A 14,683-nucleotide genomic window follows, 5' to 3' on the forward strand; every position below is an offset into this window, starting at 1 on the left:
TATTAAATGACTGACAGGGGACTCTAAGCCTTCAGAGCTCGTGTCACTGAACGTTTTGGCTGCTTCCATGGCGGCACCCTCACGATTCTATGCCTATCGCGGGCAAATTGACTAGAAAACACATTGTGTGTGGTGATTCTGATCAACTAATACAGCCTGATTATAGACCCCGTCTCATCCTTTGGTGGGGGATGTTGGCATCGAGAAAGGTATCACCCTCGGCAGTAAAGCCGAAGCGCTCATAGAAGCCGATCGCGTGGGTCTGTGCGTCGAGATTGAGTGAGGGCATTGAACGTTCCTCAGCGATCTCGATCAGCTTGCGCAGTAGCGCGCTGCCAACGCCTCTGGTGCGGTGGGATTTTACGACCGACATGCGACCGATATGGCCATCATGGAGCATGCGGGCGGTGCCGATGGCCTGACCCGAGTGATCAAAGGCGAGCAGATGGATCGCCGCCTCATCCTCACCATCCCACTCCAGCTCCTCGCTCACCCCCTGCTCAACCATGAAGACCAGTTCACGGATGGTGCGCAGTGCGCTCCGGTCGAGCTGCCAGTCGGCAATGCGAACCGTGAACTCAGGCCGGCTCATCGTCCTCATCCTCGGGGAAGTAGAGGCAGCCCTCGTTGTGCAGTGCACAGAGCAGTTCTGAGAAGCCGGGCAGACCGAGCAGCGGCACGAGTTCGACGGCGCTGTAGGTGCGCTGTCCGGCGAGCAGGGTGGCGGCGAACTCGAGCCCTGCTGCGAGCGGTTGCTCCTCGCCCGCGACAAAGAGTCGAATCTTGCCGGACTCGTCGGTGTAGTGGGCGTAACGGCAGTACTCGCTACGCCACAGCGTCTCGCCTGCAGTGACCCGTTCATGCAGCGCTGCCGGGGTCAGCTCCTCATCCGGGTCGGGCAGGGTGTGACCGGGGCGAATGTCGGTGGTGTGGCGTGCGAACCAGTGGTCGATGGTGGCGTCATCGAGCGGCAGGTTGCGGATGATCTGACGAATCTTCTCTCGCGCCTCGGCGCTGATCTCGCCGGGATGTGGCTGCGGCGCTGGCTGGGGATCGCTGTAGAACTGCTCCGGGTCGATCTCGGCGATCTGCTCGGCGAGAAAGTGGGAGGCGATATCGGTCACCGCCGGGGCGCGGTAGCCGACCGAGAGGGTGATGCAGTCGCCCTGCGCCACACCGTGGTGGGCGACACCCGGCGGCAGGTAGAGCATATCGCCCGGCTCCAGCACCCAATCCTGCTCGCTCTCGAAGTGGCGCATGATGCGCAGGTCGAGTCCCGGGATCAGATCTTCATCGGTGGGCGGGGTGTTATTGATCTGCCAGTGACGCTGGCCGTGGGCCTGAATCAGGAAGACATCGTAGTTATCGGCATGGGGGCCGACCGTGCCCTGATCGGGGGCGTAGCTCGCCATCACATCGTCGAGACGCCAGTTGGGGATGAAGTTAAAGCGCTCCTGCAGCAGCGCCAGCTCCGGTACGTGTTTGTTGATCTCCTGGACCAGGATCGTCCAGTGGCTTTCGGGAAGCTCAGCGAAGCGCTCAATCTCAAACGGGCCGTGCTCTATCTGCCAAGGCTTGAGACCATCCTTCTCAATGATCAGTCGCGATTCGACCTCCTCCTCGAGCGAAAGCCCGGCCAGCTCCTCGGCAGAGACGGGGGAGGTGAAGCCGGGAAAGGCCTGGCGGATCAGCAGCGGTTTCTGCTGCCAGTAGTCGGCGAGAAACTGCTCGGTGGTCAGCTCACCAAGGTTGAGTAACGGGATTGAGGTCACATCATCTCCAATCTGTATTTCGTTTTTAGTTTTGCCGGTTGGTGTACCAATACGCTCTCGTAGGCCGAGCGGCTTCCCGGATTGCGCGTTGCTCCATCCGGGCTACGTCATCTACCGTGGTGGCCGCCGCTATCGGTATCCGGCCATTTTCTCATACGTCTGTTTTCGATTCTGCATTGTCCTGCAGCTCCTGTAGCCGGATGGAGCAACGCGCAATCCGGGGGTATGGGGTTCACTCCCACCAATGGCGTCGAAATCTTCTTAATTGGCGCTCTTGCCTGCTCGTGCCAGCTCACGCTCCACCTGCTTCAGCTCATCGGCAGAGAGTGGTTTGTAGCCACGCAGAAAATCCCAGCCGTAGCCCCAGCGGTAGAGGGTCGGCCAGAAGGGGGAGCCGCCAATGCGCACGCCGCTATACATCAGCGCCGCCACCCCCGCTTCGCCCCGTGCCGCGACACACTGTTCAAGTGCGTGGTCGGCGGTGATGCGTTCGGCATAGCTGCCACCGCGCCAGTAACGCAGGTCGTGTTCAACGCAGCAGCTGAGCCAGAGTTCGTTGTTAAACAGGGTGCCGTCGGGAAACAGGCTACAGCCGTCACTGCTGAAGGGACGAAGGGTCTCTGCGGCCAGGCTGGGGAGCGGCAGAAGTAGCAGGATCGGCAAGAGGAGTGGCGATAGTTTCACGATTCAGTTCGGACAACGAATTGGGCGATCAGTATAAAGGATCGATCTGGAGAGAAGGCAGGCAAACGGCAATAGACAAATATTTGCTGGTGGGAGTTGGTTTCACTGTCTGTTATCTGGTTTCGCAACGAGGCGCCTCTCCTACCTATTGGGTGGTAGAGGGTTGAATGGATATCTCGCTTGTTCGAGCGCCATGTGCAGATCGTTGAGTCGGCCTCAGTTTTTGTGGCAAATCGTGTTTATTGGGTGTGTTTTTCGTGGTCGCTGAAATCGAATTGACTGATCTCCAGATAGGGGCGTGCTCAGGGTGTGTGGGGGCCTGTTCAGCAGAATAATGCGACAATTTGTCCACATTGAGGGGTTAATAAGCTGTGGATAAGCTGTTTATAGTGACCACTAGATCTAGTGTTGTAGGGGTTTGCTGTAACTATCGTTTCTATCTTGATGATTCTACTGGAAAAATTTGTAAGTCGTTGTTTTGTATGGAGTAATAATCGTGTAATCTCCCTTGACAGGTGTGGGTTTGACGCCTAAAGTACTCGGATCTCGCCACTACATCTTGTGGTAGAGGCGTTTACAACAAGAATCCGTCTTCAAGGGAATGGGTCTGATGCAGCAGCGTTGCTGTATCCATACGATAATAAGGGGAGTCTCCGTTAATGAAACCCGTGCAGGTTAATAGTGTTGGTGGTCACGTGAGTGAAATTCCGTTCCAGTCCGCGTCTCTCGATATATGGGATAAGAAGTACCGTCTGAAGGCTAAAGATGGTGCCGTTGTCGACCGTGATATCGACGATACCTACAAACGTGTAGCGCACGCCCTCTCCGAGGTTGAGACAACCCCCGAGAAGCAGGCGGAGTGGAACGAGAAGTTCCTCTGGGCGCTGCGGCACGGTGCTATCCCCGCCGGTCGTATCACCTCCAATGCCGGTGCGCTGGAGCACAAACCCGCCACCTCTACCATTAACTGCACCGTCTCCGGCACCGTGCGCGATTCGATGGATGACATCCTCTCCAAGGTTCACGAGGCGGGCCTGACGCTGAAGGCGGGCTGCGGTATCGGATATGAGTTCTCCACCCTGCGCCCCAAGGGTGCCTTTGTCGCTGGTGCGGGTGCCTACACCTCCGGGCCGCTCTCCTTCATGGATATCTTCGACAAGATGTGTTTCACCGTCTCCTCTGCTGGCGGTCGTCGCGGCGCACAGATGGCGACCTTCGATGTCGGTCACCCCGATGTGATGGATTTCATCCGTGCCAAGCGTGAGGACGGACGTTTGCGCCAGTTCAACCTCTCGCTGTTGGTTACCAAGGAGTTCATGGAGGCGGTCAAGGCCGACATCGACTGGAAGCTCGCCTTCCCGGTTGATCAGAAAGAGGTCGATACCGACAAGCTCGATATCAACGATCCCGAGCAGGTGATCTGGCGTGACTGGTCGACCAAAGAGGGTTACGTCACCAATGAGGCAGGTCTGGTCGCCTGTCGCATCTACCGCACCGTCCCGGCCAAGCGCCTCTGGGATGTGATCATGGCCTCCACCTATGACTATGCGGAGCCCGGCTTCATTCTTATTGATCAGTACAACGAGATGAACAACAACTGGTGGTGCGAGAACATCCGTGCGACCAACCCCTGTGGTGAGCAGGGTCTGCCCCCCTACGGCTCCTGCCTGCTCGGCTCGGTCAATCTGACCCAGTTTGTCGTTAATCCGTTTACCGACGAGGCGCACTTCGACTGGGAAAACTTCGACAAGACCGTCGGCATCTTCACCCGCATGCTCGATAACGTGGTTGAGATCAACGGTCTGCCGCTCGAGCAGCAGCGTAAAGAGATCGAAACCAAGCGCCGCCACGGCATGGGTTATCTCGGCCTCGGCTCCACGCTGACCATGCTCGGTATGAAGTATGGCGAAGAAGGTTCGCTCGAGTTCACCGAGAAGGTGACCCGTGAGATGGCGATTGTTGGCTGGAAGAGTGCACTGGAGCTTTCCAAAGAGAAGGGCGCCGCGCCGATCCTGATCGAAGAGTTCGAAGTCACCCCCGAGATGCTCTTCAAGCGTCCCGAGATGGTTACCGACGGCTTCAAGCCGGGCGATATGATCAAGGGCAGCGCGCTGCATGCCAAGTACAGCCGCTACATGCAGAAGGTTGCAGAGGTAGAGCCGGAGCTGGTTGAGCAGCTCGCCGAGCACGGCGCACGCTTTACCCACCACAGCTCGATAGCCCCCACCGGCACCATCTCGTTGAGTCTGGCCAATAACGCCAGTAACGGTATCGAGCCAAGCTTCGCCCACCACTACTTCCGCAACGTCATCCGCGAAGGCAAGAAGACCAAAGAGAAGATGGACGTCTTCTCCTACGAGCTGCTCGCCTACCGTGAGCTGATCAACGCCAAGGCGATGCCCTTCTCCGAAGAGGCCGAAGAGAAGCTGCCCGACTACTTCATCTCTGCCGATGATATCAAGCCGAGTGCCCATGTCGATGTGCAGGCCGCGGCGCAGAAGTGGATCGACTCATCGATCTCCAAAACTGCCAATGTCCCAACCGACTACGACTACGAAGATTTCAAAGATATCTACCTCTACGCCTACAAGCAGGGTCTCAAGGGCTGCACCACCTTCCGCTTCAACCCCGAGGCGTTCCAGGGTGTGTTGGTCAAAGAGGCGGACCTGGAGAACACCACCTACCGCTTCGAACTCGACGGTGGTGAGATCCTCGAGGTGAAGGGTAATGAAGAGATCGAATACGACGGCGAGATGCACACCGCCGCCAATCTCTACGACGCAATGAAAGAGGGTTACTACGGGAAGTTCTAGGGAACGGAACCGAACCGGCGCACAGCGCCAACCCCATCAGGAAAAGATTCAGGAGTAGATAAGATGTCTATCAAAATTGAGAAAAAGATCGTTGGTTTCAGCGTCGCCAAAGAGAACGAGGCGAAGACCGAGGCCAACGCTGATGAGCAGGATCGTCGTGAAGAAGATAACGTCATCCACATGCACGAGAAGATCGAGCGCCCCGAGATGCTGCTCGGCTCGACCTACAAGATCAAAACCCCGCTCTCCGAGCACGCCCTCTACATCACCATTAATGATGTGATCCTCAACCCGGCCACCGAGCACGAACTACGTCGCCCCTATGAGATCTTCATCAACTCGAAAAACATGGACCACTTCCAGTGGATCGTCGCGCTGACACGAATCATCAGTGCGGTCTTCAGAAAGGGTGGTGATGTCACCTTCCTGGTCGAAGAGCTCCGCTCTGTATTCGATCCTCGTGGTGGTTACTTTAAGAAGGGCGGTAAATACATGCCATCACTCGTTGCCGAGATAGGTGATGCCATCGAGTGCCACCTGCGCATGATCGGCATGCTTAAGGATGATGGTCTAGATGAGCATCAGCAGAAACTAATCGATGAGAAACGCGCCCAGTACGACAGCACCGTGAAACAGGCTGAGAAGAGCGGTGCCAGCGATTTCCCAGAGAGTGCGAAGCTCTGTGTTAAGTGTCATACCAAGGCAGCCATCATGATGGACGGCTGCTTAACCTGCCTCAACTGCGGAGACTCCAAATGCGGTTGATGAGCGGCGCGAGGAATTCGGATACTGCGTTGCGCTACTCATCCGCTGACCGCCATGGAGAGCGAAGTGAGGGCGGTTAGTCCTCGATAGTCGACGCCGTCTGCCTATTCGTAGTTGAGAGCGCGAGCGAACGACGAAGAAGATGCAGCAGCGGCTTTATGTCGGCGTAGAGTCACTGAGGGAGTTGTGTAGAGCCGCGAAGAGGTGATTACGCAACGTACGCAGGACGTCGGGGCGCCGTAGGCATAAATGGTCGCGTTAAGTTTTGCTGTTTGCTTGGGCTTGGATGCCCAAAACAAACTTTCGCAAAAATAGCGACTCCCGGAAAATTCTCACGTACTGCATGTACGCTGCGTGCCGCGAAGCAAATGCCCTTGGGGTGCTTTTCGATAAGCACCGCACCTTGCCTACGAATCCCTCGCTTGCTCCTCAAGTGTAGGAAGTAGAAAAAGAATGTTGTATAAGCACAGGATGTGCGCATCGGACGACAGGACCCAAACCGGGCTTCACTTTTGTGGGGCCGGTTTTTTATTGAAGTTTTGTAGGGGTTGGGATGGTGCGCCGTGTTTGCCGTGAAAAAGCCGCGTTCGCTGACCGCCATGGAGAGCGAAGTGAGGGCGGTTAGTCCACGATAGTCGACGCCGTCTGCCTATTCGTAGTTGAGGCGCGAGCGAACGACGGAGAAGATGCAGCAGCGGCTTTATGTCGGCGTAGAGTCACTGAGGGAGTTGTGTAGAGCCGCGAAGAGGTGATTACGCAACGAACGCAGGACGGTCGGGGCGCCGCAGGCATAAACGGTCGCGTGAAGTTTTGCTGTTTGCTTGGGCTTGGATGCCCAAAACAAACTTTCGCAAAAATAGCGACTCCCCGGGGAATATTGAATATTAATAAAATCAACAGGTTGTTTGTATCGGTTCCGCTTGGTACGGCATTAGTTCAGTGTTATGCGGCGAAAACGCCGTCTAATTGTAGTTAGGTTTCAAATAAAAATCAAACGCTGACCGCCATGGAGAGCGAAGTGAGGGCGGTTAGTCCTCGATAGTCGACGCCGTCTGCCTATTCGTAGTTGAGAGCGCGAGCGAACGACGAAGAAGATGCAGCAGCGGCTTTATGTCGGCGTAGAGTCACTGAGGGAGTTGTGTAGAGCCGCGAAGAGGTGATTACGCAACGTACGCAGGACGGTCGGGGCGCCGCAGGCATAAACGGTCGCGTTAGTATTTGCCGCTTGCTTGGGCTTGATGCCCAAAACAAGCTTTCGCAAAAATAGCGACTCCCCGGCATTCATCAGATGGAGAAATTAATGAGTGAATCAAAAATAGAAATAAAGATTGGAGAAATTAAGTTTTCTGGCGAAGGCGAACAAGAATGGCTATCCAAGCAACTGGATAAAATTTTAGAAAAATCTGAAGACTTGATTAAGTTGGCACCTGCCGTAGCTAATAGTAAGAATCAAAATCATACAATCGAGCATCAAGTGGCAGATTTTTCAAATTCATCAGAAATTTCCAGCCAATCATTGGTCTCGTTCTTAAAATCTAAAAACGTGACTGTTGCGCAAGTAGATAAATTCTTAGATACTTCGATATGGTTGGAAGCCAAAGAAAAGAAAACGAGGCTCAAGACATCTGACATAAGTAGTGCGCTCAAAAACGCTAGTCAAACTAAGCTGAATAACCCATCTGACACTCTCAACCAAAATGTTGGAAAAGGATTTTGCGAGAAAGACGGCAAAGAATACTTCGTAACGCAGGAGGGAAAAGATCACATGAATGTGTAAATATTCATGTAAATCTAATCCGCAAACCAAATGAAAGTCGAGCAATTTTCTAATCTGGCTTCACTTAGTAACAAAAAGAGCTTGAAAAGATTGAGTGTCTTGCCTTCTATTTTTCAGAGAACAAAGGCCAAGCCGAATTCACAGTATCAGACATGAGCTCAATTTTGTTGGGTTAGGCTTTGCTAAGCCAAACGCATCTAGACTTAAAGATAAGCTAATAAAATCAAGATTATTTGTTAAAGGCAGTAAGAAAGAATTGTTCAGATTGTCAGTAAAGAGAATTAATCAATTAAGGGAAGCATTTCCAGGTTTGTCTGAAAGTGAGGAGGTTATCTCCGATGACTCACTTTTGCCTGAAATTCTCTTTAAAGAAGCAAAAGAAATTACTTACTAAAGTGCGCACAGCAAGTTAACGCAGCATATGAGAATAACTTATTTGATGCCTGCGCACTAATGATGCGTAGATTGCTCGAAATATTGCTAATACATTGTTTTGAGGAAGCAGCAATAGAGGATCAAGTCAAAGATGCCGATGGCAACTATCAGAACCTCAAGGTACTTATCAATAAAGCCAAGTCTAAAGCAGAGATTCCACTATCTCCGGACGCAAAAAGATATCGATAACTTCCGTGAGTTGGGCAATCTTTCAGCGCATAGAGTTAAATATAATTGTCGTAGAGATGATATCAGGCCACTCAGAATTGGCTATAGAGCAATAGTAGAGGATCTTCTTTATGCGTCTGGACTTGTTAATGAAAAACTAACATGGCGCTCGTTCGAGCGCTCCTTACGTCGCGCCGCGAATTTGATCTTCACCCGATAAATCGGACACGCTATTTTCACGCAACCATCCGCTCATAATAAGCTGGTGGCATATACCCAATCCTCGAATGCATTCTTCGGTGATTATAGAATTGATTGATATAGCTGTTTAGTGCAAACCGTAATTTAACATCATGATCGAAGTGCGATCCACGAATCAGTTCTGCCTTTAATGTGTGAAAAAATGATTCCATGTGTCCATTATCTGTGCAGTAGCCAGGACGGTTTACACTGTGTCGGATTTCATGCCTTTTAACTCATTTCTGAATCGATGTGCTGTGTACTCAATCCCTCGATCTGTATGAAATATCATTCCCTTTTCTGGCTCCCTGTCCCTGAGTGCATGCCTTAGCGCTTTAAGCGTGAGATTGGTTGTTCTATCTCGACCTAAAGACCACCCAATAATTCGACGGCTAAATACATCCATTACTGTGGCCAAATATCGCCATGCGCCTTTACCTTCAAGTAGGTAACATCTCCAACCCACACTTGATTGATCTTGTCTGGTTCGGCGCAAGCCGTTTCAGGTTTTCACCCTCAGCTTTAAATCGTTTTAATCCAGGCTGTCGTCGCGTAACTTTAACGACTCGGCCAACCACGCCATTATCTCGCATCAGGCGCTCAACACGCTTCTTGCCGATGCGAACGCCTTGATTGCGCAGTGTCTGATGTATTCTTGGGCTGCCATAGACGCCGCGATTCTGACGATGAATTTTCACGATCTTTCTGGTCAGGTACGCATCTTCCTTTGTTCTTTCAGCCGCTGGGCGTTTGCACCAGTCATAATAGCCACTGCGGGACACGCCCAGCCACTCGCACATGTACTTTACTCCGAGTTTCCGGTTTCTCTGGATGAATCGATATCGTTCTGATGTTCTTCCGCAAGAAACCGTTGCCACTTTTAGCAGATCATTCTCCTGCTTGAGTCGGGCAACCTCCTTTTTCAGCTTCTTCATCTTATCCAGCTCAGAAGCTTCTCGGCGAATACTGGTCACCTTTTTCTCTTATCTGCCACAATCACACCTTCTCGATACTCTTTCGCCATCGTGACAGCATAAACGGATGGATGTCGAGCGTGTCAGCAACCACTTTAACCTGAACTCCTTCCAGAAAACTTAGCTGGACAGCTTTTACCTTGAATTCATCTGTGTAGCGCCACGTCTTTCGTGGGTTATTGTATTTTGGCATTAAACACCCCTTCAGTTAGAAGTTGGTGTCCGTTTTATCGGGGATGTTCAATTCCGGGACAGTATGCTTGTTAGGAGAAAGCCCGTGTCAGAATTATTTGATTGTGGTGTTGGGTTACTGCGCTCATCAAAACTATCAGTCTTAATGTGAAGTTGATAAATCATCAATACCCATAATTGTTAGGCAAAAAACCAAATAAGGTAGTTTAAATCTGGATGTCGATAAGAAGGTTTCTGTTGAAGTTAGCCTCTAGGTACCTTGCCGCTCGAAATATGATTGCTGTGAGGCGTACGCCATTAAATGAAGTGACTGCTTTGATTGAGCATTTGGCTCCCGTCAGTTTTGGAAAGGAGTTAATTCGTTTGGGTCCTGACCGTGACGGTGGGTACCTTGTTCCTGATGTGCTTGATGGGATAGCGACTTGTTATTCACCGGGTGTTGGATCTGTCTCTGGCTTTGAGAGTGATTGCGCAGATCGTGGCATGGACGTGTATATGGCTGATGCAAGTGTTGAGAAGCCTGCTGTATCAAATGACCTGTTTCACTTTAGTGATAAGTTTATCGGTGCTGCTTCTAATGAAGCGCATATGACGTTGGATGAGTGGGTTGATTTGACTCGGCCTGACTCGGAAGGTGATTTGATACTGCAGATTGATGTCGAGGGGGCGGAATACGAAGTGTTCCTCTCCGTGTCAGAGCGGTTGTTAAAACGCTTTAGAATTATCGTTGTAGAATTTCATGGGCTTGATCAGCTGTTTAATCTTCCCTTCTTTGAGTTGGGATCTCGGGTGTTTGATAAGATTTTGCAAACGCACACTTGTGTGCATAACCACCCCAACAACTATTCCGGTTCTACACGGCTTGATGACATTGTGATTCCTAAAACCACAGAACTGACTTTTCTACGTAATGATTATGTGAAAGAGGCCGCTCCCGTGACAGATTTTCCACATCAACTAGATTGTGATAATTCAACTAAACACCCACTGCATCTGCCTAAATGCTGGTATCTCTTTTCACAATGAAGAGTTCAGCAACGCCTAAGTTTTAGATAAGGCTCATTGGGGGTAGTGTAAGAACGCCTTGGTCTTGCGCCTCTAGTCGAGATCTATGATTAAGGGGTTTTACGCTGCCCCCAGCTACCTCGATTAGCCAAATATTTTGCTCAAGATTAATTTCCGTAACTGTAATTAGATCAGGCTTAATCTGGCGTACTAATAGGGTACCCGTGGCTTGAGTAATTGTAGAATTCGGCTATATCTCACTTGTTACGGTGTTGCTTTATTGCAGCGGCCGGAAATAAATTATTAATGACGTTCAAGGGAGAAATGGTATGAAGATCATTCAGTTAACTGCCGCTGCAGCGGTACTTCTTGCGGCTTCAACGGCATCACAGGCTTGGTGGAATGGCCCTGGCTGGGGTGGTAACAATTGGAATAACGGAAATAACTGGAATAACAACAATAATTGGAATAACCGAGGAGGAGGCTGGGGTGATGGTTCTGGTGATCTCGATGGCTCCTTTAACTTTGGTATGAGTGGTCGAGGTAGCGGCAGTGGTTATGGTAGCGGCTATAACGACTGGAGAAACCAGAACAACTGGAATAACTGGAACAGAGGTGGATATGGTGGTTATGGCCCATACGGCTATCCCCCCTACGGATATCCTCCCCGTGGTTATGCTCCCGCACCGGTAGTACCTGCACCCCAGTAGAGAGAATAATCTCTTCCTGAGAGGCGACTAGTCATCGATGGCTAGTCGTCTTTTTTATTGAGCCAGGTAGGGTGGGCATGAACTAAACGCCCACGCGGAATAGATGCGGTCGGATCGTAGGCATCCTGGGATGTGTGCTCTATATAGTTACAGCTGTTTGTTTGTGATGGGTTGTCATCAGAAATCAGCACGAGTAGCAGGTTCGTTGGAACCCTGGCATCCAGATTATCAGCCCCCTCCTGATTGAATGATGGGGTGGCATCAGAGCCACTTTTTCAGATAAATATCCTGAAATTCACGGAGATCCTATGTCGACCCTGTCTGTCTCGTAATCTGAACATATTTCACTCTGAAGATGTGATGTGTCCAATAAGTGGTTGTATTGATAGTGAAATATCTCGGTTTGAGAGTGGCTATGAATCTTCTTCGTTTGGTGGGTGTTCTCTTATCTCATTGAATTGATGTGGAAATTTGTGTAATATTTCGCATCTTTCAAAAGAGCGTCTAAACTCGCGTCCCCTCTGTTTAGTGCTCATATTCTTAGTTAAACATCCTAGGTGAACATGTGACCGAAACCGAAGCAGAAATGGAGCTCCGTGTCTGGAAAGAGCTCGCAGTGAGTAAGCAGGTACTGATGCTGGCAGCGACTGAAGCGCTGAAGCTGGACAAAGATTGTACCCCGGAAGAGCTTAAAGTGGCGCTTGACGCCGCTATCAAGCGTTCCGCCGACGCCGATGTGAATATTAGCAATGCACAGGAAGAGGCTAGACTCTCTGTTGCTGCGGTTGAGCAGGTACTGTCAAAAACCAAAAAGACACTCGAGAGTGTTGAGGCTGAACTTGCCGAGACAAAAGCCAAGCAGGAGAAGCTTGAGCTGCAGCTTGGTACTGACCGTACTAATCACGCGCAGCAGATGCAGAAAATCAAGGATAGCCTTGCCGAGAAGGAGCGTGCTATTAAGACGATCAGCACCACCCTCTCTGACACACCCGAGAATGTGGTGAAGAAGCTCAAGACGCTGAAGAAGCAGAAGATGGATGAGGCCGATGCCCGTAAAAAGGCTGATGCAGCTCTCGCTACTCTCCGTAAGGAGAAGAAGCAGCTCGAGCAGGAGAAGAAGGAAATTGAGCAGGAGTTGAAGGAACTGAAGGATGCGCAAGAGAAGCCTGAGGAAGAGGCTGCCGCGTAACTCTCTAAAGAGTGGCTGTGTAATCGACGCCCAGTGTAGAGCAAGCATGATTAGAAGAGGGGGTGGAGCAATCCACCCCCTTTTTTTGTGCGCTCGATTTAAAAAAATCAGTTTGGTGAGAAATATTCATTACTATTGGAATGGGTGATTAGATGGGATGGCAGGATGTCGTGCCCAGAGAACCTGTCCAGGTGGTGTAGTCGTGGAATCAAATGATTGGTCTGATGTTAGAGGCTTGCTTCGCTACATGGCGGAGATGTTTCCGTTTGATCAGAACGATCCGTTCGTTGCAAAAGAGATCGATATAAACGCCAGGATACCTGGTGGTGATACGCCGCTACATCTGGCGTGTCAGTGGGATGATCAGCTGGCGATTAGGTTATTGATTGAGGCGGGTGCAGAGGTTAACGCTGTCGGTGATATGGAGAGCACACCTCTGCATGAGGCGGCTATGTTTGCATCGCGTGAAGCGGTCGAGCTGCTTTTGTCTTGTGGTGCTTCAAAAGCTTCTGTTAATACATTCGCTGACCGCCATGGATAGCGAAGCGAAGGCGGTTAGTCCGCGATAGTCGACGCCGTCTGCATATTCGTAGTTGAGAGCGCGAGCGGACGACGAAGAAGATGCAGCAGCGGCTTTATGTCGGCGTAGAGTCACTGAGGAGTTGTGTAGAGCCGCGAAGAGGTGATTACGCAACGTACGCAGGACGGTCGGGGCGCCGAAGGCATAAACGGTCGCGTTAAGTTTTGCTGTTTGCTTGGGCTTGGATGCCCAAAACAAACTTTCGCAAAATAGCGACTCCCCGGTGGAATGACACCGTTAGAAATGTCCCTTAAGCGGGGTATTGGTGAGATCAGCGAACTGCTCGTCATCGACGGTGTAGTTGGGCCAAATCTCTCTGGCACTAAGCAATAGCGATGTAGGATGCCTACATGGTTTTATATAATCGAGAGTAACGGTCTGATATCACTTGTCAGCGCCACATCGAAGATTACCAGGCACTGCAATATCCATCTTTTCCGGTCTCTCGAGTTTGAGGGATCTCATCTCATCCGCTGACCGCCATGGAGAGCGAAGTGAGGGCGGTTAGTCCCGATAGTCGACGCCGTCTGCCTATTCGTAGTTGAGAGCGCGAGCGGACGACGAAGAAGATGCAGCAGCGGCTTTATGTCGGCGTAGAGTCACTGAGGGAGTTGTGTAGAGCCGCGAAGAGGTGATTACGCAACGAACGCAGGACGTCGGGGCGCCGTAGGCATAAATGGTCGCGTTAAGTTTTGCTGTTTGCTTGGGCTTGATGCCCAAAACAAACTTTCGCAAAATAGCGACTCCCCGGGATATACGCCTCGCGGTTGACACCGCCACCCAGTCTCATGTTGTACTTTTTCTCTTCACCGATCGTTGTTGAGCGAAACCCTCTGTAGTCGTGTGCGGGGTAGACGATGGTCTGCTCGGGTAGGGTGAAGAGCTTGTTAGTGATTGAGTCGTAGCTACTTCCGGGATCACCCGATTGAAAGTCGATACGACCACTGCCACGAATCAGCAGGGTGTCGCCGGTAAAGACGATACCGTCAGTGAGATAGCTGATGTCGGTGTTGGTGTGTCCAGGTGTGTGGACCACGCGCAGTTCATGCTCACCAAAGGCGAGGCTGTCACCATCCTCCAGTAAGAGATCGGTACAGGTGGTGTCTGCATTGCCGTGAACGCCAAGCTTACAGCCGAATGTTTCGCGCAGCAGGGATCCGCCGGTAATGTGATCGGCGTGGATGTGAGTCTCTAGTGAGTAGAGCAGGTTGAGCTGTAGTTCACGGATCAAGGCGATGTCGCGTGTGCTCTGTTCAATCACCGGATCGATAATGACGGCCTTGAGGCTGGTCTCATCCCACAGCAGGTAGCTGTAAGTGCTACTGGTGGGGTCAAAGAGTTGTCGTAACTGCATCCGAATCTCCGCTTTCCCTTAACTG

General features: G+C 51.4%; 17 protein-coding genes and 1 pseudogene. 7 read left to right on the forward strand and 11 right to left on the reverse strand.

Translation table 11 applies throughout. The features are described from left to right. Positions 1-160: 160 nt before the first annotated feature. The 3 genes from HUE57_RS05450 to HUE57_RS05460 all read right to left on the reverse strand — a co-directional run bounded on the left by HUE57_RS05450 (position 161) and on the right by HUE57_RS05460 (position 2,456). The gene (locus tag HUE57_RS05450; RefSeq protein WP_078483905.1) at positions 161-592 is read right to left on the reverse strand and encodes a GNAT family N-acetyltransferase; all 432 of its coding nucleotides are present in this window, start codon (positions 590-592) and stop codon (positions 161-163) included. Further along, on the reverse strand, positions 579-1,772 hold the full coding sequence (locus HUE57_RS05455) for a cupin domain-containing protein (RefSeq protein WP_236725697.1): 1,194 nt from the start codon (positions 1,770-1,772) through the stop codon (positions 579-581). The genes HUE57_RS05450 and HUE57_RS05455 overlap by 14 nt, the downstream gene beginning before the upstream one ends. A 261-nt stretch (positions 1,773-2,033) precedes the next feature. Then, on the reverse strand, positions 2,034-2,456 hold the full coding sequence (locus HUE57_RS05460; protein ID WP_172840292.1) for an FAD-binding oxidoreductase: 423 nt from the start codon (positions 2,454-2,456) through the stop codon (positions 2,034-2,036). A 659-nt stretch (positions 2,457-3,115) separates the two neighbouring features. Here HUE57_RS05460 and HUE57_RS05465 point away from each other — a divergent pair. Both HUE57_RS05465 and HUE57_RS05470 read left to right on the forward strand, forming a co-directional pair. After that, positions 3,116-5,269 carry an adenosylcobalamin-dependent ribonucleoside-diphosphate reductase gene (locus HUE57_RS05465; protein ID WP_078483903.1) on the forward strand — a complete coding sequence of 718 codons (2,154 nt, stop codon included), beginning with the start codon at positions 3,116-3,118 and terminating at the stop codon, positions 5,267-5,269. Positions 5,270-5,332: 63 nt separating this feature from the next. Next, positions 5,333-6,034 carry a TSCPD domain-containing protein gene (locus HUE57_RS05470; RefSeq protein WP_078483902.1) on the forward strand — a complete coding sequence of 234 codons (702 nt, stop codon included), beginning with the start codon at positions 5,333-5,335 and terminating at the stop codon, positions 6,032-6,034. Between the two features lie 104 nt (positions 6,035-6,138). Here the strand turns inward: HUE57_RS05470 and HUE57_RS05475 are convergent, their stop codons facing one another. The 4 genes from HUE57_RS05475 to HUE57_RS05490 form a co-directional block, all read right to left on the reverse strand. Then, on the reverse strand, positions 6,139-6,333 hold the full coding sequence (locus tag HUE57_RS05475) for a hypothetical protein (RefSeq protein ID WP_174672594.1): 195 nt from the start codon (positions 6,331-6,333) through the stop codon (positions 6,139-6,141). After that, positions 6,243-6,431, reverse strand: a complete 189-nt coding sequence (locus tag HUE57_RS05480; RefSeq protein ID WP_174672848.1) for a hypothetical protein — start codon at positions 6,429-6,431, stop codon at positions 6,243-6,245. The genes HUE57_RS05475 and HUE57_RS05480 overlap by 91 nt, the downstream gene beginning before the upstream one ends. A 224-nt stretch (positions 6,432-6,655) precedes the next feature. Beyond that, positions 6,656-6,931, reverse strand: a complete 276-nt coding sequence (locus HUE57_RS05485) for a hypothetical protein (protein WP_174672849.1) — start codon at positions 6,929-6,931, stop codon at positions 6,656-6,658. 159 nt (positions 6,932-7,090) lie between these two features. Then, positions 7,091-7,285, reverse strand: a complete 195-nt coding sequence (locus HUE57_RS05490) for a hypothetical protein (RefSeq protein ID WP_174672850.1) — start codon at positions 7,283-7,285, stop codon at positions 7,091-7,093. A 49-nt stretch (positions 7,286-7,334) separates the two neighbouring features. Here HUE57_RS05490 and HUE57_RS05495 point away from each other — a divergent pair, with 49 nt between their 5' ends. Beyond that, positions 7,335-7,811: a hypothetical protein gene (locus HUE57_RS05495; protein ID WP_174672851.1), complete on the forward strand. Its 477-nt coding sequence runs from the start codon at positions 7,335-7,337 to the stop codon at positions 7,809-7,811. A gap of 839 nt (positions 7,812-8,650) precedes the next feature. Here HUE57_RS05495 and HUE57_RS05500 read toward each other — a convergent pair. Next, positions 8,651-9,821, reverse strand: a pseudogene (locus tag HUE57_RS05500) (IS3 family transposase). Between the two features lie 236 nt (positions 9,822-10,057). On the opposite strand from HUE57_RS05500, the gene HUE57_RS05505 reads away from it, so the two are divergent. The 4 genes from HUE57_RS05505 (at position 10,058) to HUE57_RS05520 (ending at position 13,265) form a co-directional block, all read left to right on the forward strand. Next, complete coding sequence (locus HUE57_RS05505; RefSeq protein ID WP_236860691.1) at positions 10,058-10,846, forward strand: FkbM family methyltransferase; 789 nt, start codon at positions 10,058-10,060, stop codon at positions 10,844-10,846. 308 nt (positions 10,847-11,154) lie between these two features. Further along, positions 11,155-11,535, forward strand: a complete 381-nt coding sequence (locus HUE57_RS05510; protein ID WP_174672852.1) for a sulfur globule family protein — start codon at positions 11,155-11,157, stop codon at positions 11,533-11,535. Positions 11,536-12,100: 565 nt separating this feature from the next. Further along, positions 12,101-12,724, forward strand: a complete 624-nt coding sequence (locus HUE57_RS05515; protein WP_135622245.1) for a hypothetical protein — start codon at positions 12,101-12,103, stop codon at positions 12,722-12,724. A 202-nt stretch (positions 12,725-12,926) separates the two neighbouring features. After that, on the forward strand, positions 12,927-13,265 hold the full coding sequence (locus tag HUE57_RS05520; protein WP_174672853.1) for an ankyrin repeat domain-containing protein: 339 nt from the start codon (positions 12,927-12,929) through the stop codon (positions 13,263-13,265). Here HUE57_RS05520 and HUE57_RS05525 read toward each other — a convergent pair. The 3 genes from HUE57_RS05525 to HUE57_RS05535 all read right to left on the reverse strand — a co-directional run bounded on the left by HUE57_RS05525 (position 13,224) and on the right by HUE57_RS05535 (position 14,658). Next, on the reverse strand, positions 13,224-13,502 hold the full coding sequence (locus HUE57_RS05525) for a hypothetical protein (RefSeq protein WP_174672854.1): 279 nt from the start codon (positions 13,500-13,502) through the stop codon (positions 13,224-13,226). The genes HUE57_RS05520 and HUE57_RS05525 overlap by 42 nt on opposite strands. 333 nt (positions 13,503-13,835) lie before the next feature. Further along, positions 13,836-14,039 carry a hypothetical protein gene (locus HUE57_RS05530; RefSeq protein WP_174672855.1) on the reverse strand — a complete coding sequence of 68 codons (204 nt, stop codon included), beginning with the start codon at positions 14,037-14,039 and terminating at the stop codon, positions 13,836-13,838. Beyond that, the gene (locus HUE57_RS05535) at positions 13,990-14,658 is read right to left on the reverse strand and encodes an MBL fold metallo-hydrolase (protein WP_174672856.1); all 669 of its coding nucleotides are present in this window, start codon (positions 14,656-14,658) and stop codon (positions 13,990-13,992) included. Before HUE57_RS05535 ends, HUE57_RS05530 begins: the two co-directional genes overlap by 50 nt. Positions 14,659-14,683 lie beyond the last annotated feature (25 nt).

This window comes from Candidatus Reidiella endopervernicosa (assembly GCF_013343005.1).
Lineage (GTDB): Bacteria > Pseudomonadota > Gammaproteobacteria.

Coding starts and splice junctions, on each gene's coding strand:
- HUE57_RS05450 (WP_078483905.1), bottom strand. CDS start 592: ATGAGCCGGCCTGAGTTCACGGTTCGCATTGCCGACTGGCAGCTCGAC.
- HUE57_RS05465 (WP_078483903.1), top strand. CDS start 3,116: ATGAAACCCGTGCAGGTTAATAGTGTTGGTGGTCACGTGAGTGAAATT.
- HUE57_RS05470 (WP_078483902.1), top strand. CDS start 5,333: ATGTCTATCAAAATTGAGAAAAAGATCGTTGGTTTCAGCGTCGCCAAA.
- HUE57_RS05495 (WP_174672851.1), top strand. CDS start 7,335: ATGAGTGAATCAAAAATAGAAATAAAGATTGGAGAAATTAAGTTTTCT.
- HUE57_RS05510 (WP_174672852.1), top strand. CDS start 11,155: ATGAAGATCATTCAGTTAACTGCCGCTGCAGCGGTACTTCTTGCGGCT.
- HUE57_RS05535 (WP_174672856.1), bottom strand. CDS start 14,658: ATGCAGTTACGACAACTCTTTGACCCCACCAGTAGCACTTACAGCTAC.